The sequence below is a fragment of the Vibrio sp. PID23_8 genome (genome assembly GCF_003584965.1).
Taxonomy (GTDB): domain Bacteria; phylum Pseudomonadota; class Gammaproteobacteria; order Enterobacterales; family Vibrionaceae; genus Vibrio.
The window spans coordinates 319,275-340,604 of the sequence record NZ_LIXE01000001.1; the positions used below are offsets into that span (position 1 = coordinate 319,275).

Consider the following 21,330-nt stretch of genomic DNA (forward strand, 5'->3'; position numbering starts at 1 on the left):
TGTACAACTAGTGATGTGTGCTACTATGCGGCTCCAACGCATTTGAGGCCCGTATGCTAACCAGTAACATTCAGAAATCGATTCGAACTAGCTACCAGAATCTGCAAGCACAACTCGACAACTTTGTCCCGAGAAGAGCTCAAAACTACTTAGTTGCGGAAATAGCGAAAACGCTATGCGGGCAATACCATAAGTCCAATCGTCTTCTGGTGGCTGAAGCCGGAACCGGGATCGGCAAATCACTGTCATACTTGATGGCCGCCATCCCTGTTGCGGTTTATAACAACCGAAAAGTGGTCATTTCAACGGCGACAGTGGCGTTGCAAGAACAACTAGTAAACAAAGATTTGCCGCTATTTCGTCGCATCACTGATCGAGAGTTCTCATTTATTCTCGCTAAAGGTCGCCAACGTTACTGCTGCGCTGAAAAACTGGCTGCAGCATGTGGCGTCGATGGTGGCCAACTTGCCATGTTTGAAACTAAACCGAAGAAGAAAGACATCGAGTTGTTGGAAACCATGTATCGGTCCCTTGCGCAAGGTAAGTGGGATGGCGACCGTGATTCCTGGCCAAAATCCATCGATGACCAACTCTGGCAGCTGATCGTGAGTGATAAGCATAGCTGCAATAATAGCTTGCCGACTCACCGTGGGTGCCCTTTCCAAAAAGCACGTGCGGAACTAGACAAAAACGACGTGATCATCGCCAACCATTCTCTTGTAATGGCAGATGCGGATCTCGGTGGTGGCGTGATCTTGCCTGAACCGGAAAACACCATTTATGTGTTCGATGAGGCGCATCACTTGCCTCACGTTGCTCGCGATCATGCGTCTGCATCCGCTAGCTTAAAAGGCGCGGCAGCGTGGTTAGAGAAACTGAATCAATCCACCAGTAAGTTTTCTTCACTGGCGGATGAAAAGCGCGTGGGTCGATTTCGAAATGATTTACAAGAGTCCGTACAGGAACTGATCCCCGCGTTAAGCCAATTAACCAAGCAGTTTGACCCTGCACAATTTGATGATGGCATATGTCGCTTTGAGCATGGAGAACTACCAAACTGGTTAGAGAACCAATCCAAAGAATTGAAACAACTCAGTAAGAAAGCGAACCAAAGCGTAGCCAAAATCGCAGACTTAATTGCCGAACGCGTAAAAGATGGCGAACTTTCATCAAAGTTAGCAGAGCCTGCTTTGGCTGAATTGGGCTTTTATATTCAGCGTTTAGAGAACCTCGCTCAAGTTTGGCGCTTAATGGCTGAGCCCACTCGCGACAAAGGCGCACCTTTGGCTCGTTGGTTAGAGAAACACCCCGATCGTGAAGGCGATTATATAGTGAGTGTGTCTCCACTTGAGATTGGGTGGCAGTTGGATCAACAAATTTGGAGTCGCTGTATTGGTGCCGTTTTGGTTTCTGCCACAATGCGCGCACTAAACTCTTTTCAGTATTTCTGTCACCAAGTTGGGGTGGATGCGAAACCGGAGTCTGGCACACAATTTTTGGCGCTGGCCTCTCCGTTTGATTACCAAAACCAAGCAGAGTTGCTTATCCCAGCAATGCAGTACGAACCGCAAGCACCTCAGTTTACTGAATATCTTATTGAGATTTTGCCTAAGTATTTAGAAGACAACAAAGCAAACTTAGTATTATTCTCCTCATATTGGCAGATGAACCAAGTCGCAGACGCATTAAATGCGGACTTCATCAAACGCGGGTGGGCGCTACAAGTTCAGGGAGAGAGTTCTCGTGCAGAGATTCTAAAAAAACATAAAAAGCTCATTGATAAACAAAAGACCAGCATCCTATTTGGTACTGGAAGCTTCTCTGAAGGGCTCGATTTACCTGGGGAGTTGTTAGAGAACTTGATCATCACCAAAATTCCTTTCGGTGTGCCTACTTCACCGGTAGAGCAGGCGCATTCTGAATATATCGAGAAAAAAGGCGGTAACCCATTTATGCAGATCACCGTCCCCGATGCAAGTAAAAAGCTGATTCAGAGTGTTGGTCGTTTACTGCGTAAAGAGCGTGATTCTGGTAGAGTGACCATTCTTGACAGACGCTTAGTAACCAAACGCTACGGACAAGCACTCATTGACTCGCTGCCACCGTTTAAACGCAAAATAGAATATTAGAAGAAAAACCATTTATGGAAATGATTGAGCCAACCATGCTGTTGGTGTTGGCGCTTGTCGCTTTTGTTGCAGGGTTTATCGATGCTGTGGCAGGTGGAGGGGGGATGCTTACTGTGCCTGCCCTACTTTCTTTGGGGCTTCCTCCACATGTTGCTTTAGGGACAAATAAGTTGGCCGCTTCATTTGCTTCTTCTACTGCTGCTTTTACTTATTACAAAAAGCGCCTCTTTAAGCCACAATGCTGGGGCCGTGCATTTATTGCCACATTAATTGGTGCAACACTCGGTACACTTTTTGTGGATGCGATTAGCACAGAGTGGTTAGAAAAAGTATTACCGCTCATTATACTGGGTGCCGCTATGTATACCGTATTCCACAAAGCCCCCAACTCCACACACCAAAGCCCTACACCAGAACCGTGTCCATTGCTAAACAAAAAGCAGTACATGCAAGGTCTAACCATTGGGTTTTATGATGGTCTTGCTGGGCCGGGCACCGGTGCATTCTGGACAGTCAGTTCTATGGCGTTATATCGGTTGAATATTTTGCTTGCGTCAGGCTTGGCTAAAGCGATGAACTTCACCAGTAACTTCACTTCTCTTATCACTTTTGCGGTTTTAGGTCATATTAACTGGGTGCTAGGCTTAACCATGGGCGTGTGTTTAATGGCAGGGGCCTTTGTTGGTGCGCACTCTGCGATTCGATTCGGCTCTAAGTTTATTCGCCCAGTATTTGTTACTGTGGTTAGCGCACTTGCTATAAAATTGGCATATGACGCATGGTTTGTAGGTCTGACATGAACATTAATCAACTTTCAGAAAAACTAGAACAGATGTCCAAACAAGCCGCAACGCTTGACCGCCAGCGAGGTGAACATCATGTTCCACTTTTTGACGAGCGCTTGTTCCACTGCCGCTCTCGCTTACTCGTGCCTTGCGTAAAAGAAGCAAACTCGACACTGGATGCGATCATCCGGGAGCAGAACGAAGGCAAATTGACAACGTTGCGTGCCGAGTACCTTACTGAGCGATTAGTTGCGCAAATTAGTGCTATCCAACGTGAAATATCCACCACTAAAATTCGTAAGAACGAAATTAAGCATAGTAGTCACTTCCGCAAGCCTATCAATGTGCTTTATCAAGAGCTCGCTCAACACCAAGAATGGGCTCGCCGCTTAAGAGAAATGGTGTTGGAAAAGGAACGTGCGGTAGAAATAGCACCAAGCTTTATGCGTTCAGAGGCGCAGAAGGCCCTCATTGCCACAGAACAGCGATTAGAGCGCTGTCAAGCAGCGCTGCTGAAACTCGAAAATCAAATTACTCATAGGGAAAAACATCAGTAATGTCTGACCAACCAATATCACCACTTGATAGTGCGCCTGAAGAAGTCAAACTGGCCGTTGATCTTATCTATTTATTGGAAACAAACAAAATTGATCCTGCAACCGCACTTAAAGCGCTCGAAATCGTAAAAAATGACTTAGAAAACAAGCTTGTTTCAAACAAGTAGAACTGACTATTTAGAGTGACAACCTAACAGCGCTCTTATTCTTAGGCCAATTTTCAATGGTAATCTCTGACCAAACCATCCCCTTGAGAAGGATAAATAATGAAAGTAATCAGCTTTAACATTAATGGACTCCGCGCGCGTCTTCACCAGCTTCAAGCCATTATCGATAAGCATCAACCTGACGTTATCGGTCTGCAGGAAATCAAAGTTCATGACGAAGCCTTCCCTATCGAAGATGTCGAAGCAATGGGGTACAACGTTTACTTTCATGGCCAGAAAGCGCACTACGGTGTGGCGATGCTATGTAAACAAGAGCCAATCAGCGTGCAGAAGGGCTTTCCTACTGACAATGAAGAACATCAAAAACGCATGATCATGGCAACGTTTGCAGATGAAAACGGCGAGAAGGTGACAGTACTCAACGGTTACTTCCCGCAAGGTGACAATATCGCTCACGAAACCAAATATCCATACAAGCGCCAGTTCTACAAAGATCTAATGAGCTACCTAAACGGTCACCACTCCAATGATGAACAACTGATCGTAATGGGAGACATCAACATCAGCCCTATTGATGCCGATATCGGTATCGGAGAACCAAACCGGAAACGTTGGTTGAAAACGGGCAAATGTTCATTCCAGCCAGAAGAACGCGAGTGGTTACAAACACTTCTGGATTGGGGCTTTGAAGATACTTTCCGTACTTTACACCCAGAAGTCAATGATCGCTTCTCATGGTTCGATTACCGCTCTCGAGGTTTTGATGACAACCGTGGTCTTCGTATTGACGTGATTTTGGCAACGCCATCTCTTGCTAACAAATGTATCGAGTCAGACGTTGATTACGAACTACGAGGAATCGAAAAGCCGTCTGACCATGCTCCTATCTGGTCGACCTTCAAATAGCCCCTGACCTTTCACCAACGATAAAAAGAGCGCACATTGGCGCTCTTTTTATCGTTAGTATCAACCTAGTGATAAACTTTTAGCTTAATGGTCTTAGATACGCCAAGAAACGTTTCTCTGCCATTTTAAAGCACCACAGAATAATAAACGTCAACGCCATGTAGAACAGACCTGCCGTCAAGAATGACTCAAATGGCGCATAATATCTTGAGTTTACTAAGCGAGCAGCGCCAGTCAAATCCATAATGGTGATGATGCCGGCAACCGCACTACCGTGTAGCATGAAGATCACCTCATTCGAATACGCAGGTAAAGCACGGCGTAATGCGCTTGGTAAGATGATACGACGATAAGTCATAAACGGGCTCATGCCATAAGCTTTCGCGGCTTCCACTTCCCCTTTTGGTAAGCCATTGATCGCACCACGAATAATTTCCGCTGTGTAAGCTGAAGTATTAAGAACGAAAGCCACTAGCGCACAAAACCATGCATTCTCCCAAAGGGTGTCTTTTACTGGGAAGAATTGGTCCATACCGTAGTAAATGAGGTACAGCTGCACTAATAGAGGAGTCCCACGGAAAAAGTAAATAAACGTCCAAGATGGAAGACTTAATGCGTAATTGGTACTGTTACGTGCTACCGCAAGTGGAATCGACACGCCCAAACCAATCACAAGTGCTAAAGAAACCAACCATACTGTCGTCCACAATCCATCTAGGTAGACCGGGAAGCTTTCAACAATCAATGAAAAATCCATGGTTTACCTCGCGTGAATGCTGAATTTACGTTCCACAAGCTTAAGCAAGCCCGTAGAGACACTAGTAAAGAACAAGAAGATAATTGCAACTGCCATATAAAAGGTAAATGGCATCTTTGTTGTACCAGCGGCTAATGAGCTGATACGCACCATATCTTCAAGACCAATGATCGACACGAGTGCAGTCGTTTTTAGTAATACCAACCAGTTATTGCCAAAACCAGGAAGTGCATGTCGGATCATTTGAGGTAAGAGGATTCTTCTGAATGACATGATCGAGCTCATTCCATACGCTTTTGCCGCTTCTAACTCGCCTTTATCTACCGCCATAATCGCACCGCGAAATGTCTCTGCCATATAAGCACCAAAGATAAAACCGATGGTTAGTACACCCGCAATAAATGGGCTGACATCAATATAATCAGGTAAATAAGAGGTCCACTCATGATTAGGATCACTTGCTGTGAACCAATCATTGAGTGTTTCATTGATAGAATAAAGACTGTTGTTTAATAGAATTTGACCACCGAAGAAGATCAACATCATCAGAACCAAGTCTGGGATGCCACGAATAATGGTGGTGTATAGCGTCGCCATTGCTCTCGCCCACTTGTAAGGAGCAAGCTTTGCTAATGCGCCAAGCATGCCAAGAACGACAGCCAAAATCAGAGAAAGTACAGCGACTTCGATGGTTACTAACGCCCCTTTTAAGATCGAGGCTTCATATCCTTGTAAATCCAGCATAGGTGAGTTCCTAATCCCTAAAACTCAAAATCGGCCGTTAGCGACTTCTAGGAACAAGCCAACGGCCGCTTAATTACGACTTAATCGCCGTATACATCGTAGTTGAAGTATTTACCTGCGATTTCTTGATAAACACCTTTTTCACGTAGTGCAACGATAGCTGCATCCAGTTTCTTCGTTAGGTCTTTGTCCTGTTTACGAACCGCAATACCCATACCTTCACCAAACCATTTAGGATCAGTCAAAGACGGACCAACAAATTCATACGCTTCGCCACCAGCTTTGTTGATAACACCTTCTTCTAGCGCTGATGCATCACCCAGTACCGCAGCGATACGACCATTCGCAAGATCTAGGTAAGCTTCATCAAATGAACCGTAGCGAACGATTTCTACGTCGTCGCCGTAATTGTCAGTCAAATACTTGTCGTGTGTAGTCGCACGTTGAACACCAATTTTGACATCTTTCAGGTTATCAAAGTCTAAACCTGCGCCTTTCTTAGCGATGAATTTGTTTGGAATTTGTGCGTATTTACCAGTGAAATCCACTTTCTTCTTACGCTCTTCAGTGATCGACATTGCCGCAATGATCGCGTCATACTTACGTGCTAGCAGAGAAGGAATAATACCATCCCAGTCTTGAGCAACGATTTGACACTTAACCTTCATTTCTTCACAAAGAGCGTTCGCCATATCTACGTCGAAGCCTTTGATTGAACCATCGGTCTCGGTCCAGCTAAATGGAGGGTAAGCGCCTTCAATACCAAAGCGAACGGTTTTCCATTCTTTCGCTTGAGCGACACCAGACACTGCCGTTGCAGCAAGCGTTGCTGCTAATAGCCACTTTTTCATTTCCATACTCCTGTGATTGCTATTTTATTTGGTTTTGTTTGTTGTGCGTGCTTGGGAGGCAAGTGAATGCCGCCCACAAAAATTAGGGGCTGTTTACCTAATAAATGGATGAAATAAATTGCTGTAATCGTTGTGAATCCGGGTTAGTAAAAAGTTTCGCTGGGTCTCCCTGCTCCTCAACCAAACCTTGATGTAGAAACATAACATGATTCGATACGTCACGCGCGAACGCCATTTCATGGGTCACAACCAACATGGTTCGCCCTTCTTCTGCCAAATCTCTCATTACCCCTAAGACTTCCCCAACGAGTTCTGGGTCAAGTGCCGAAGTGGGTTCATCAAAAAGCATAACTTCAGGATCAACCGCCAAAGCACGAGCAATGGCGGCGCGCTGCTGCTGACCGCCAGATAGATGCCCTGGGTAGTAGTCTTTGCGTTCGTATAGCCCGACTTTCTTCAGTAGGACCTCTGCGTTTTCAATTGCCTGTGCTTTAGGAACACCAAGAACATGGACCGGTGCTTCTATCACATTCTCTAACACCGTGAGGTGTGACCATAAATTAAAGCCTTGAAACACCATCGCCAAGCGAGAACGAATACGTTGCACCTGCTTTTCGTTTGCAGGCACAGACTCACCCGCGCGGTTGTTCTTCATTTGGATAAGTTCACCATTCACCCAAATTTCACCCGCGGTCGGTGTTTCTAATAAGTTGATACATCTAAGGAAGGTACTCTTACCAGAACCAGAAGAGCCAATGATGGAGATAACATCCCCTTTATGAGCGGAAAGAGAAATACCCTTTAGGACTTCATTTTTCCCAAATGTTTTGTGCAGGTTTTTAATATCTAGCGCTGGTACATCATTCATGCGCCTTACTCCCTGTGTTTTTTGTCACTGCAATAAGGGACTCCGCCCTCTTTGAATGGGAACAAATTATCACCACTAAACTAAAGTTGCAACAAATCATTAACCTAAAATCATTGCATAGATAAGCGATAATTGCATTTTAATATTCAATATTTAGCTAAATATTCTTCTCTATGCGCATAGTAGGTGTTAAAAAGCCCCTCAAGTGAGGGGCTAAGAGAAATACAAAAGTGTTAATTGAAACTTACTTTAAGCCATTGCTAATTAAAGCGGCTGACTACCAGTGAGTTTGAAGTACGTAGGGCGACCTCGTTTTCCAAGCCTTCTTTTTCTGTAGTAATGATGCCATCCAAGTCTGCATCTAGCTCGGGCTCTGACGCAGCACCGTTAGAAAAGAAGCTCATGAACATCTTAGAGTCGAGATCGCTATCTTCTCTCAACACCACTGCAGTACGGTTGAAGTTATTCGAAGCTGAAACTTTCAAACCATTTATAACTGATGTAGGAAAATTGTAATAGTGCAACTCCGGAACAACGACTGCATCACTGTCGCTCTTAGTGAAAATTCGGTGCGTTATTTTATAATCGCTAGAAGCAGCAAAGTAAGCTACACGAGTAAAGCCTTCTGTAGAAGACGTCAACCCCATGTCCAAATCAATCATCGACTCTGCGCTTCCTTGTGCCGATACACGTGGTTTAGCATTTGGTAGGCTATCTATATTTAAGTAAGAACTCGGATCGGCATCAATATCCCATCCTTCAGAAATAGTTTCGTTAAGTAGCGATTCCCAACCATTTGCTTGGTTCTCAGAGAACGCCATATAAGCCCACGTTTCTTTATTAGTTGAGCTAGGGCGTTGGTAATCTCTTGCCGTTGTGTCTAACTCTAACGCATCGTATACAAAGCCATTGACAACAAAACCGATGTGGAGTGAGTCATAAGTATAATTAGAAGACGAGTAAATACTGGACGTATTATCTGCCCTTACCAATGCGATTTCATCAGTTCCCCATGAACCAATTCCATACTGGTAAAGAGCCTTGTTGTTTGAGCCAGGTTCATACTGGAACAACGCAGTAGGTTCACCTTGTATCCCCTCCAACTCATCCGTAGGCAACATATCTGGGTTTGCAGATGTGAAAGTATCAGTTTGAGAGACAAAATTATAATCTCCACCTCCTGATTCCGCATTTCGGTAATCCAAGTTAGTGAACTTATCGCTGACTAAATTACCGCCAGTGAAACATTTATTCAAAGAATCTCGGTTAAGAGCAAAAGTGACATTACGTAGTTTTTTGTCTTGTAAGAACTCTTTTGAAAACGTATTTACCCGAGCTTCTCTACCATTAAACTCTATCGCTTGAAATGTTACAAAACCACCATCAGGAATATCTTCAAGATAGAATTTAAAACTATCCGTAATCGGTTTAATGATATCGCCAGAAACTTTACCATCAGCATCAGAGTAGTAACCAATAACATAGTTAGTGACCTGCTCTTTAGAAGCAGCACTGTAGGTTAAAACCGTTTTATCACCATTTAGAACAGTTTTACGGTCATACACAGTACAACCTTTCGTGATAGCGTCACTTTCAGTCAGTGTCGCTGGTATGGCAAAATCAAAAGTAAACGCGGTTCTCGGTGCACCGCCGCCGCCACCACCGCCACCACCACCGCCACCACCGCAACCGACCATAAGTCCTGAAATGATTGCCACTAACGGCAGCACATTAAGCTGTTTCATGTCTTCTTCCTAAACTGAGCGGCAATGATTAGCCAAAAAATCGTCTTTGCTCGAAATCAAGCAAGAATGAAGCCAGCTTTTCGTACCATCTATGAATGGCATCAATAAGTTCAATTGAGCATTATTTCCGCAAAACAAAGTCTAATTTTATGCAACTTGTGTAATCGAATTACACACTAAACCACCAAGTTGTTCGCATGCCAGACACTTTCTGTAGTTTTCTTTCACATCCTTTCTTAAAGTGATCTAAATCAATCACCCCAAAGGGCTATCTTGCTAGACTCCGCCCTAATGATGAGGAATTTTTTGTGCCTTAACACAACAGGTTATTAGCTATGCTTAGGCACGTGGTATATGTGCAACAAAAAAACTAATATATAGCTAGCATAGGAAGTACCGCAGGACGCGGGTTTTAATATTCAATTCAGAATTAATAATTTTTCAAAATATATGAGGAATCTATGTCAGACGCAGTAAATAAAGCGCACTCTGATTCAGATATCGAGACGAAAAGCTATCAAGAGCTTCATCGTCCATCTTCTGAGTTCGCAAGCCGTTCAGACTACCTAGATCACGAACTGCAAATCATGAAACCACGCCGCTACGCATTGAACTTGCCAGGTCGTGATTTCCGTTTTGAGCTTGAAGACCTTGTTCCTGCACTTGCTGGTACTATCGGTATTATCGCGATGTATTCTGCGGTAATGATGTCTTGGGCTGAAGGTCTTACAGCTGCATGGGATCACGTTAGCTTAGGCAAAGAGTTTGCTATCGAAGTTGCACGTGTAGAAATGCTTATCCCTGCATTCCTTTTCTGTGTACTTGCTTCTGGTTTTATTAACCCTAAAGCCAACCTTGCCGGTAACCACGGTCCAATGATCCCTCTAATTGGCACCATCGCTCTCGCGGGTGCTCACCCTCTTGCATTGGCAATCTTGATCGGTGTATTCGGTCTTATACTGAGTTTCCTAAAAGGTGGTTCCAAACTGGTGAACCTCACCTCTGAAGGTACCGCCGGTGGCTTGCTTATCTTCTTAGGCTTAACGGGTACGATGAGCCAAATCACCTCAATTCAGGAGTGGGCTGTTGGCCTTCAATCTGACACGGTAGCTGCAGGTAGCATGGGTTACGTTGGTCTTATCGTTCTTGCGGTAACGATCGTACTGTACGCTTACCTTGCAAAAGTAAACAAGCGTTGGCTTGCAATCCCTGTGTGTGCGTTCACCGGTCTATCAATTGCGCTCGTTCTAGGTGCCGGTTTTGACATTAAATTCGTCACTGAAACCGGTCTACCTAACCTAAACCCAGTTTACTGGTGGGGCAGCACTGAAGAAGGTTGGATGCTAGGTTTGCCTAACGTCGAACACTTCATCGCGTCGCTACCATTTGCAATCCTTGCGGTAGCAATGTGGTCACCAGACTTCCTAGGTCACCGTATCTTCCAAGAACTTAACTACCCTAAAAAGACTGAAAAAGTACTGATGGACGTAGATGACACGATGACGATGTGTTCTATCCGTCAAATGGTTGGTACTGCGGTAGGTGGCGGTAATATCACCTCATCTTGGGGGACGTACATGATCCCTGCAGCTATTGCTAAACGCCCAATCCCTGCAGGTTCAATCCTACTAGGCTTGATCGTTATGGTTGTTGCTATCCTTGGCTTCCCAATGGACGTTGCGGTATGGCCACCGGTAATGCGCGTCGCTCTGCTAGTCGGTGTATCTCTACCTCTTCTTGAAGCGGGTATGCAGATGGTTAAAGATTCGAAAGATTCACAAGCAGCGGGCATCTGTATCTTCGGTTCAGCGGTTGTTAACCCTGTACTGGCTTGGGCACTAACGATGCTTCTTGATAACAACGGTCTAATTGGTGACAAAGAGCGTGCTTCACGTCTATCGTTTGTCGATAAGATTGTTATCCCTGTTGGCGTTCTAGCTATCTGTTTGGTCGCGATGCTTGCGGTTGGCATGCTGGAAGCTCAGTTCGGTATTCCTGCTCTACTGTAAGCTTATTGCTCAACTTTGATATGGGTAGCGCTTGTCGCTACCCAATTTTTATCGATTATTTTTAGTGTTTATTGATTTAGTTTAAGGTTTGCAAAAAAAGTTTAGTATAGTCTGAAGTTGTTGTATGATAGAACCCACATTAAATGCAGTGACAATATTTATAGTTTTATGACCCAAACTATCTTATTTAAGACTATAAATATTGTTATTCATTAAGAGTGTACTGTTCTCCAGGTAACGTTGGAGATAGCTGGCTCAACGGCGAAACCAGTACGTGTTTTTTCTACTAAAAAGGTAGGTATGTCATGGCAGAGCAATTTGCTAAAGCTTGGGAAGGTTTTGTTGCGGGTGAGTGGCAAAACGAAGTTAACGTTCGTGATTTCATCCAAAAGAACTACGCCCCATATGAAGGCGACGAATCTTTCCTAGTTTCTGAAGGTACTGAAGCAACCAACACGCTTTGGGCTAAAGTAATGGAAGGCATCAAAATTGAGAACGCGACTAAAGCACCACTTGATTTCGATACTGACGTTATCTCTACCATCACTGCTCACGATGCAGGCTACATCGAAAAAGATCTAGAAATTATCGTTGGTCTACAAACAGAAAAACCACTTAAGCGTGCAATCATCCCTAACGGTGGTGTACGCATGGTTGAAGGTTCTTGCAAAGCATACGGTGAAACTCTTGACCCTATGATTTCAAAAATCTACTCAGAATACCGTAAAACTCACAACGCTGGTGTTTTCGATATCTACACTCCTGATATCCTAGCTTGTCGTAAATCTGGTGTACTGACTGGTCTTCCAGATGCATACGGTCGTGGTCGTATCATCGGTGACTACCGTCGTGTTGCACTATACGGTATCGACTTCCTAATGAAGGACAAGCTAGCTCAATTCAAATCTCTTCAAGAGCGTTTTGAGAACGGCGAAGATCTAACTGCAACGATGCAACTTCGTGAAGAAATTGCAGAGCAACACCGTGCTCTAGGTCAAATCAAGCAAATGGCTGCTAAGTACGGCTTTGATATTTCTGAGCCAGCTCAAACTGCTCAAGAAGCTATCCAGTGGACTTACTTCGGCTACCTAGCTGCTGTTAAATCACAAAACGGTGCTGCAATGTCTCTAGGTCGTACTTCGACTTTCCTAGACATCTTCATCGAGCGTGATATCGCTGCTGGCAAGATCACTGAAGAACAAGCTCAAGAAATGATCGACCACTTCGTAATGAAGCTACGTATGGTTCGTTTCCTACGTACTCCTGAGTACGATGAGCTATTCTCTGGCGACCCAATCTGGGCTACAGAATCAATGGGTGGTATGGGTATCGACGGTCGTACACTAGTGACACGTACAAACTTCCGTTTCCTAAACTCTCTATACACTATGGGTCCTTCTCCAGAGCCAAACATCACTGTACTTTGGTCTGAGCAGCTACCTGAAGGCTTCAAACGTTTCTGTGCGAAAGTGTCTATCGATACTTCTTCTATCCAGTACGAAAACGATGATCTAATGCGTCCTGACCTACAATCTGACGACTACGCAATTGCATGTTGTGTATCTCCAATGATCGTTGGTAAGCAAATGCAGTTCTTTGGTGCGCGTGCTAACCTTGCTAAAACGATGCTTTACGCAATCAACGGTGGCGTTGATGAGAAGCTAAAAATGCAGGTTGGTCCTAAGTCTGAAGCAATCACTGACGAAGTTCTAAACTACGACGACGTGATGGCTCGCCTAGACACATTCATGGATTGGCTAGCGAAGCAATACGTGACTGCGCTAAACAGCATCCACTACATGCACGACAAATACAGCTACGAAGCGTCTCTAATGGCTCTTCATGACCGTGACGTTCGTCGTACTATGGCATGTGGTATCGCAGGTCTATCTGTTGCAGCTGACTCACTATCAGCAATCAAATTCGCAACAGTTAAACCAATCCGCGACGAAGATGGCATTGCAATCGACTTCGAAATCGAAGGCGATTACCCTAAATTCGGTAACAACGACGCACGCGTTGATGACATCGCATGTGAACTTGTTTCTACGTTTATGGGCAAAATCCGTAAACTTAAGATGTACCGTGATGCAATCCCAACTCAGTCTATCCTTACTATCACTTCAAACGTTGTGTACGGTAAGAAAACAGGTAACACTCCAGACGGTCGTCGTGCTGGTGCTCCTTTCGCTCCTGGTGCAAACCCAATGCACGGTCGTGATGAGAAAGGTGCCGTAGCATCACTAACTTCTGTAGGTAAACTACCGTTTGCTGACGCTCAAGATGGTATCTCTTACACCTTCTCTATCGTGCCAAACGCACTAGGTAAGGATGAAAATGCACAACGTTCTAACCTTGCTGGTCTAATGGATGGTTACTTCCACCACGAAGCGGGCATCGAAGGTGGTCAACACCTTAACGTGAACGTTCTTAACCGCGCAACGCTAGAAGACGCAGTTAAGCACCCTGAGAAATACCCTCAGCTAACAATCCGTGTATCTGGTTACGCTGTTCGCTTTAACTCTCTAACTGCAGAGCAACAAGCTGACGTAATCGCACGTACATTCACTGAGTCTCTATAAGACCGGTTGAATTAACACGTTAATTAATACAACAAAGGCCGATGCTGGAAAGCATCGGCCTTTTTTTGTATACACCTCTCGAGTTGTGACATTGCTTAGGATTTTGTTCGCAATCTTCCGTATTATGCGAAAAAAGCTAGCAAATGAAGTATATGAAGCTCAATAAATTAATTGCCCTCGCCTTGCTTTCACCAACTGCGATTGCCTCTACGAAATCCACAGTCTCTTTTGTTTTAGATAACGATGGCATCTTTGGTGTTGATCAGGACTACACTAACGGTGTTTTTCTTTCTTATACCACCGCACAACTCGCGCAAGATAGCGAATGGAAGTGGTTCACCCTTAATAGCCAGCCTAACGTTGACAAAGTAGAATTGGTATTAGGCCACAAAATGTGGACCCCTAGTGATATTGAAGCCGACTACCCTCTTGCTGATGATCGCCCCTACGCCGGCTATCTCCATACAGAAATCAACTATATTTCCCTCACAGCAGATCAAGCCGTTCGTTATAACTTCACCATTGGTGCAACAGGTGAAAGCTCTCTTTCCGGCAAAGCCCAAGATATTGTCCATGGAATAACAGGCTCAACCGACCCGCAAGGTTGGGAGTATCAAATTGATGACGAAATCGCGTTTAGTGTTGGCTACCGTGCATTTAACAAATTAATGCGCAGTGAAGGCAAAGATATTCAGTGGGAAATCACCAATGTGAATGACTTCAATGTCGGTAACTTTCGTAGCGACATCTCGCAAGGTGTCATGTTCCGTTGGGGGAGCAACTTAGCCAATAGCCTAGGGGCTGCCAACATCAGTGTTGAAAGCCCATTTTCAGCCAGTATGTTAGCCAAAAGCACGTCGAGCTGGTTTCTGTATACGGGCTTTGAAGGACGCTATCGATTCAACGACATCACTATCGAGGGTGACCGTTCAGGTATCCCTGAGCCAACCGAGCCTTATGACGTCACACTGCAAAACTGGCAAGCCAGTGCCGTTACGGGCGCCGCTTGGTACAACCAACACTTTGGTGCAAGCTTAACTTTCACTATCAAAACACCTGATTATAAACAAGCGCAAACGGATGTTTATGGCACTGGTTCTTTCTCATTATTCGCTTTCTTTTAGTTGAGTACCTATCTATCCAGATAGCCCGGTGTGTGAGCTCTCATTCGCCGCTTTCTGGACTCACGATCTAAGCAACCAAAACTCTCTAAGACTGTTTTAACCCTGCAATTTGTAATAAAATGACAGGCATAATCTATTAGAAATGAGAGCAAAAGATGTCAACAACTGGTCGTATTCACTCATTTGAGTCATGTGGTACCGTAGATGGACCTGGTATTCGCTTTATCGTCTTCTTGCAAGGTTGTTTAATGCGTTGTAAGTACTGCCACAATCGTGATACTTGGGATACACATGACGGAAAAGATGTCACGGTTGAAGAAATTATTGCCGAAGCAAAAACCTACCGTCACTTCATGAATGCGTCCGGTGGCGGCATCACTTGTTCTGGCGGTGAAGCGATGCTTCAACCTGAATTTGTTCGAGATTTCTTCCGCGCGGCACAAGCCGAAGGCATTCACACTTGCCTAGACACAAACGGCTATATCCGCAAGCACACTGACGTTGTGGATGAAGTTCTGGATGCGACCGATCTGGTTATGCTTGACCTAAAGCACATGAAAGATGAGATTCATCAGGACTTTATAGGTGTGTCTAACCGTCGTGTTTTGGATTTTGCTCGCTATCTACATAAGCGCGGCCAAAAGACTTGGATTCGTTACGTCGTTGTTCCTGGTTACACTGATGAGCCTGAAGCGGCGCACATGCTTGGTGAGTTTATCAAAGACATGGATAACATCGAGAAGGTTGAGCTGTTGCCTTACCACAAGTTAGGCGCACACAAATGGGAAGCTCTGGGGCTTGAATACCCGTTAGAAGGGGTAAATCCACCGCCAAAAGAGACGATGGATGAAATTCAATCGATTCTTTCTCAATATCACTCGAACGTGAAGTACTAATTCAAATTAGGCAAATAAAAGCATCAATACCAGCGCAGTCGCTGGTATTTTTCTATGGTAAGCAGAGCGCTCTAGTATCTTAAGTAGGGAAAATGAGACATGGATTGGTTTAATTTAGTTTCAACTATCGTTGTCATTTGGGTCGTTACGGCGTTTTGTGTGTCCGATTTTCGCAAAGTCGTTTGGCCCAAAATGGTACAAGAGAAGCCTTTTCAGCACTTAGTCTTTACTACCTTATTTTTGTTAATTGTTCTGTGGTCTGCGCAAGCTAGCGTAAAAGAAGGTTTGCAAATTCACTTTCTCGCAATCACAACGCTGACCATGATGTATGGCTGGCGCATGGCTTTCTTGCTGTGTATTCTAGCAATGCTTGCTAATCATCTGCTGCATGATACTCCATTGCTTATGCTGCCAACTTCGCTTGTATTGTCTGCCCTCATTCCCATATTGATTAGCCAGCTTGTTTTCATTCTCAGCTATCAATTCCTACCAAGAAATATATTCGTTTTCATTTTTGTCGCTGGCTTCTTCAATGGGGCAATCACAGGTAGCTTACATTTGCTAGGCAACGCCTTTTACCACCTCTATATCGGCCACTACGACTGGCAAACTATCTTAGATAACTACTTTGCTTTTGTTCCTCTACTTGCCTTCCCTGAAGGGATGCTTAACGGCATGGCATTAGCGGTACTGAGCGTTTTCAAACCTGAATGGTTAAGGGCTTTCTCCGACAGAGACTATATTTACAATCACTACCACAAGTAAATCACTTGTTACCCGACGCAATGTCAAAGCTTCCCCATCTGAGTGTGACCTCATCAAACCTGTTAACAAGTTACTTTAAATGAATCAAATTCGACAATTATTGCCTTTTTTCATATTAAATATGTATTGAGATCATGTTTCATCAATGTATGAAGCGTTAACCTAAGCACATTAAAAATGTATTAGATTATTTAGTGAGGTCACCATGGAAATGTCAAACGCTCAACGTTTGATCCTATCAAACCAGTACAACCTAATGTCTCAACTGGATCCACATAACGCTCCTAAATACAAGCGCCTACAGACTATCGTCGAGCGAGGTTATGAGCTACAAATGCGTGAGTTGAACAAAAATTTTGGCTGTATTACAGAAACAGAATGTCGTGAAATCATCGACATCATGGAAATGTATCATGCAATGCAAGAATCAAATAAGATGCTTGATGATGAAGAGCAAGGCAAGGTTGATCAGCGTCGCTTACAGTTCTTAGGTTTTGACATTGCAACCGAAGCTCAACAAGTGCATTACACACGCTTCCTTGTCGATTCAGAAGGTCTGTACCCTCAATTTGATAAAGCAGACCACCACTTCAATAGCCAGATGCCGATGTTAGAAAAATACCGCCGAATGCTGAGAACATGGCGCAACTGCCCTCGCCAATATCACCTTTGTGCAAATGAAATGGCGCAAATTTTTAGCGCATAATTGCCCAAGCAACGGATAAGGGGAGCATTAGCTCTCCTTTTATTTGCTAAGCGTCTCCCCCCTCCCCCATATTCCTCTTTCCCCATACTGCCATCGACTCACAATCAACCTAAGTCGAACTCTCACGGCAAATTATTGATTTGGCTGCAACTCATTCACAGGATAAATTCCTCCTGCTATCACAGCCTGACTCACAACCCACTTCAGCAATAAATTCATAATTGTTAAGCAAAATTGCAAATCCCCGACTAGGCTTAGAGATAGAAAGGGAGTGATTGAAAGGTCTCTATTCATCACACTTCGTTGCAGTGATAATTACCCATAAAGCAAAATCTTTGATGTTGTCTATTATGCTGTTAGCACAAACTAAACGAGATAACCGGGTGTATTACTGTGTACAACGAAGGCCAAATGTAATGGCAGAGAAACCTGCTTCAACGTTCGTCGGTAGACTGACTATTAAAGGGGAAAGCGACATGAGTATTTTCGACCACTATCAATCAAGATATGAAGCTTCAAAAGATGAAGAGATGTCGTTGCAGGATTTCTTATCCCTGTGTAAAGACGACAAAAGCGCATATGCCAACGCGGCAGAACGATTGCTGATGGCAATTGGGGAGCCCAAAGTCATTGATACAGCTCTCGATCCTAGGCTGAGTCGCATTTTCTCGAATCGAGTCATATCACGTTATGAAACATTTAAAGATTTCTATGGTATGGAAGATGCCATAGAACAAATCGTCTCTTATTTAAAACATGCTGCACAAGGCTTAGAAGAACGTAAACAGATTCTATACCTCCTTGGTCCAGTGGGCGGTGGTAAGTCGTCGTTAGCTGAAAAACTCAAGGCTTTAATGGAAAAAATGCCGATCTATGTACTAAGTGCAAATGGCGAGCGTAGTCCCGTTAATGACCATCCATTCTGCCTATTCAATGCAATAGAAGACGGTGAAATTCTTAAAAAAGAATATGGCATCGAAAAGCGTTACCTACGCTCGATCATGTCACCATGGGCAGCGAAACGCTTACATGAATTTGGTGGAGATATCACTAAGTTCAAAGTATTGAAAGTACGCCCATCCATCCTAGATCAAGTTGGTATCGCCAAAACTGAGCCAGGTGATGAGAACAATCAGGACATCTCATCATTGGTTGGTAAAGTTGACATCCGCCAGCTAGAACATTTCTCCCAAGATGATCCAGACGCGTACAGCTACTCTGGCGCGCTTTGTAAGGCGAACCAGGGCTTGATGGAATTCGTGGAGATGTTTAAAGCCCCAATCAAAGTGCTTCATCCTCTTTTGACGGCAACGCAGGAAGGTAACTTCAATGGCACTGAAGGGCTATCCGCGATTCCATTCGACGGTATGATTCTGGCTCACTCAAACGAGTCTGAGTGGCAAACGTTCCGCAACAACAAAAACAATGAAGCGTTCCTCGACCGGGTCTACATTGTAAAAGTACCTTACTGTCTACGCGTATCTGAAGAAGTGAAGATCTATCAAAAACTGCTTGAAAACAGTGAGCTTTCTAAAGCACCTTGTTCACCAAGCACACTCGAGACTTTAGCTCAGTTCAGTATTCTTTCACGACTTAAAGAGCCTGAAAACTCTTCGATTTTCTCAAAAATGCGGGTCTATGATGGGGAAACACTAAAAGATACCGATCCAAAAGCGAAGAGCTACCAAGAGTACCGCGACTACGCAGGTGTCGACGAAGGCATGAAGGGTCTATCAACGCGTTTCGCGTTTAAGATATTATCTCGCGTGTTTAACTTCGATCAAACAGAAGTCGCGGCGAACCCGGTTCACCTCTTCTACGTTATTGAACAACAGGTAGAGCGTGAACAATTCCCATCTGAACTCGCAGAAAAGTACCTCGAATTCTTGAAAGGTTACCTAGTACCTCGCTATGTAGAATTTATTGGCAAAGAAATTCAAACGGCTTATTTAGAGTCGTACTCTGAATATGGTCAAAACATCTTTGACCGCTATGTAAGTTACGCAGATTTTTGGATTCAAGACCAAGAGTATCGAGATCCAGAAACTGGCCAACTGTTTGACCGCGGATCTCTTAATTCCGAGTTAGAAAAAATCGAAAAGACCGCTGGCATTTCAAATCCAAAAGATTTCCGAAACGAAATCGTCAACTTTGTGCTTCGTGCGAAAGCGAATAACAATGGTCAAAATCCTGTTTGGACTAGCTACGAAAAACTGCGCACAGTGATTGAGAAGAAAATGTTCTCCAATACAGAAGAACTACTTCCGGTTATCTCATTTAATGCGAAAACCTCTTCTGAAGATCAGAAGAAACACGACGACTTTGTCGCTCGCATGATGGAAAAAGGCTATACCGAGAAACAGGTTCGCCTACTTTCTGAGTGGTACCTACGAGTACGTAAGTCATCCTAACCCAGCGAATGAGTTAGGTCGCTTGTGAAACATGAAGAGGGCTATTTCATGGCGCAATTTATAGACCGCAGGCTCAATGGTAAGAATAAGAGCGCTGTTAATCGACAGCGCTTCTTGAAACGCCATAAAGAGCAGATCAAAGAGTCGGTAGCAGACGCAGTGAATCGACGCTCGATTACGAATACGGAAACGGGCGAAGACGTCTCAATACCACACAAAGACATTAACGAACCCATGTTCCATCAGGGTAAAGGTGGGATGCGTGAGCGTGTGCATCCGGGCAACGACCAATTTACCACTGGTGACAAGATCGAGCGTCCGAAAGGCGGTGGTCAGGGCGGCGGGGCTGGTGAAGGCAATGCTAGTCCTGACGGTGAAGGCCAAGACGAGTTCGTATTCCAAATATCGAAAGATGAATATCTCGACATCTTGTTTGAGGATCTTGAACTGCCAAACTTAGAGAAAAATCAGATTGCCAAAATTACCGAATGGAAAACACATCGAGCAGGCTTCCAAACTGCGGGGATTCCATCGAATATCGCCATTATCCGTTCACTACAGCAATCACTGGCGCGACGAACCGCAATGACTGCGGGCAAAAAACGCCTTTTGCATGAGCTTGAAGTGGAGCTCACTCGTATCGAACATATCGAGCCAGCTCAAAAGCTCGAAGAGAATCGGTTAAGAAAAGAAATCGCAGAGCTTCGTAAAAAAATAGATAATGTGCCATTCATCGATACATTCGACTTACGTTTTAAGAACTACGAAAAACGCCCGGTTCCATCAAGTCAGGCCGTGATGTTCTGTTTAATGGACGTTTCAGGCTCCATGGATCAAGCGACGAAAGACATCGCTAAGCGTTTTTATGTACTTCTATACCTATTCTTAACCAGAACTTATGAGAACGTTGAGGTGGTGTATATTCGCCACCATACTCAAGCGAAAGAAGTCGATGAGCATGAGTTTTTTTACTCACAAGAAACCGGGGGTACCATTGTATCTAGCGCACTCAAACTGATGGATGAAATTGTCAAAGACCGCTACCCAGTTGGTCAGTGGAATATCTATGCCGCGCAAGCATCCGATGGCGATAACTGGGCTGACGATTCCCCAAGGTGTCGTGATTTATTGGTCAATCGCTTATTACCCAATTGCCAATATTATTCGTATATCGAAATCACTCGACGATCACACCAAACACTATGGCATGAATATGAAAAGCTGACAGAAGCATTTCCAAACTTCGCCATGAAAAACATTCGCTCTGTGGAGGATATCTTCCCAGTCTTCCGTGAACTATTCCAAAAAGAAACGGCGTAAGGAGGCTA

At 44.3% G+C, this 21,330-nt stretch carries 18 protein-coding genes; 13 read left to right on the plus strand and 5 right to left on the minus strand.

The window, feature by feature from the left end; genetic code table 11:
* Nucleotides 1-53: 53 nt before the first annotated feature.
* The 5 genes from dinG to xthA all read left to right on the plus strand — a co-directional run bounded on the left by dinG (nt 54) and on the right by xthA (nt 4,544).
* Nucleotides 54-2,129 carry an ATP-dependent DNA helicase DinG gene (gene dinG / locus AK966_RS01415; protein WP_119463403.1) on the plus strand — a complete coding sequence of 692 codons (2,076 nt, stop codon included), beginning with the start codon at nt 54-56 and terminating at the stop codon, nt 2,127-2,129.
* 14 nt (nt 2,130-2,143) lie between these two features.
* Entirely contained in the window at nt 2,144-2,929 is a 786-nt protein-coding gene (locus AK966_RS01420; protein ID WP_099078600.1) for a TSUP family transporter, read from the plus strand.
* Nucleotides 2,926-3,471 carry a primosomal replication protein gene (locus AK966_RS01425; RefSeq protein WP_099078599.1) on the plus strand — a complete coding sequence of 182 codons (546 nt, stop codon included), beginning with the start codon at nt 2,926-2,928 and terminating at the stop codon, nt 3,469-3,471. The genes AK966_RS01420 and AK966_RS01425 overlap by 4 nt, the downstream gene beginning before the upstream one ends.
* Nucleotides 3,471-3,638, plus strand: a complete 168-nt coding sequence (rsmS, locus tag AK966_RS01430; RefSeq protein WP_099078598.1) for a pleiotropic regulatory protein RsmS — start codon at nt 3,471-3,473, stop codon at nt 3,636-3,638. The genes AK966_RS01425 and rsmS overlap by 1 nt, the downstream gene beginning before the upstream one ends.
* A 99-nt stretch (nt 3,639-3,737) precedes the next feature.
* Nucleotides 3,738-4,544, plus strand: coding sequence for an exodeoxyribonuclease III (gene xthA / locus AK966_RS01435; RefSeq protein ID WP_099078597.1), 807 nt, complete (start codon nt 3,738-3,740; stop codon nt 4,542-4,544).
* A gap of 79 nt (nt 4,545-4,623) precedes the next feature.
* On the opposite strand, the gene AK966_RS01440 is transcribed toward xthA, so the two are convergent.
* The 5 genes from AK966_RS01440 to AK966_RS01460 all read right to left on the minus strand — a co-directional run bounded on the left by AK966_RS01440 (nt 4,624) and on the right by AK966_RS01460 (nt 9,509).
* Nucleotides 4,624-5,301, minus strand: coding sequence for an ABC transporter permease (locus AK966_RS01440; RefSeq protein ID WP_099078596.1), 678 nt, complete (start codon nt 5,299-5,301; stop codon nt 4,624-4,626).
* A gap of 3 nt (nt 5,302-5,304) precedes the next feature.
* On the minus strand, nt 5,305-6,045 hold the full coding sequence (locus tag AK966_RS01445) for an ABC transporter permease (protein ID WP_099078595.1): 741 nt from the start codon (nt 6,043-6,045) through the stop codon (nt 5,305-5,307).
* A gap of 80 nt (nt 6,046-6,125) precedes the next feature.
* Complete coding sequence (locus AK966_RS01450; RefSeq protein WP_182852554.1) at nt 6,126-6,896, minus strand: ABC transporter substrate-binding protein; 771 nt, start codon at nt 6,894-6,896, stop codon at nt 6,126-6,128.
* Nucleotides 6,897-6,993: 97 nt separating this feature from the next.
* Complete coding sequence (locus AK966_RS01455; RefSeq protein ID WP_119463405.1) at nt 6,994-7,764, minus strand: ABC transporter ATP-binding protein; 771 nt, start codon at nt 7,762-7,764, stop codon at nt 6,994-6,996.
* Between the two features lie 260 nt (nt 7,765-8,024).
* Nucleotides 8,025-9,509, minus strand: coding sequence for a 54K polar flagellar sheath protein A (locus AK966_RS01460; protein ID WP_119463406.1), 1,485 nt, complete (start codon nt 9,507-9,509; stop codon nt 8,025-8,027).
* 461 nt (nt 9,510-9,970) lie between these two features.
* On the opposite strand from AK966_RS01460, the gene AK966_RS01465 reads away from it, so the two are divergent.
* The 8 genes from AK966_RS01465 (at nt 9,971) to AK966_RS01505 (ending at nt 21,322) form a co-directional block, all read left to right on the plus strand.
* Complete coding sequence (locus AK966_RS01465; protein ID WP_119463407.1) at nt 9,971-11,518, plus strand: DUF3360 family protein; 1,548 nt, start codon at nt 9,971-9,973, stop codon at nt 11,516-11,518.
* Nucleotides 11,519-11,823: 305 nt separating this feature from the next.
* Nucleotides 11,824-14,100, plus strand: a complete 2,277-nt coding sequence (pflB, locus tag AK966_RS01470; protein ID WP_099078590.1) for a formate C-acetyltransferase — start codon at nt 11,824-11,826, stop codon at nt 14,098-14,100.
* A gap of 152 nt (nt 14,101-14,252) precedes the next feature.
* Nucleotides 14,253-15,224 carry a lipid A deacylase LpxR family protein gene (locus AK966_RS01475; RefSeq protein ID WP_172438069.1) on the plus strand — a complete coding sequence of 324 codons (972 nt, stop codon included), beginning with the start codon at nt 14,253-14,255 and terminating at the stop codon, nt 15,222-15,224.
* A 155-nt stretch (nt 15,225-15,379) separates the two neighbouring features.
* Entirely contained in the window at nt 15,380-16,120 is a 741-nt protein-coding gene (gene pflA, locus AK966_RS01480; RefSeq protein ID WP_099078588.1) for a pyruvate formate lyase 1-activating protein, read from the plus strand.
* A 99-nt stretch (nt 16,121-16,219) separates the two neighbouring features.
* Entirely contained in the window at nt 16,220-16,885 is a 666-nt protein-coding gene (locus AK966_RS01485) for an energy-coupling factor ABC transporter permease (protein ID WP_099078587.1), read from the plus strand.
* Between the two features lie 205 nt (nt 16,886-17,090).
* Nucleotides 17,091-17,591, plus strand: coding sequence for a YfbU family protein (locus AK966_RS01490; protein WP_099078586.1), 501 nt, complete (start codon nt 17,091-17,093; stop codon nt 17,589-17,591).
* Nucleotides 17,592-18,067: 476 nt separating this feature from the next.
* A complete protein-coding gene (locus tag AK966_RS01500) occupies nt 18,068-20,002 on the plus strand; it encodes a PrkA family serine protein kinase (protein WP_099078672.1) in 1,935 nt (644 codons plus the stop codon).
* 48 nt (nt 20,003-20,050) lie between these two features.
* Nucleotides 20,051-21,322 (plus strand): YeaH/YhbH family protein, encoded by a 1,272-nt coding sequence (locus AK966_RS01505; protein WP_099078671.1) that lies wholly within the window; start codon nt 20,051-20,053, stop codon nt 21,320-21,322.
* The last annotated feature ends 8 nt before the right edge of the window (nt 21,323-21,330 follow it).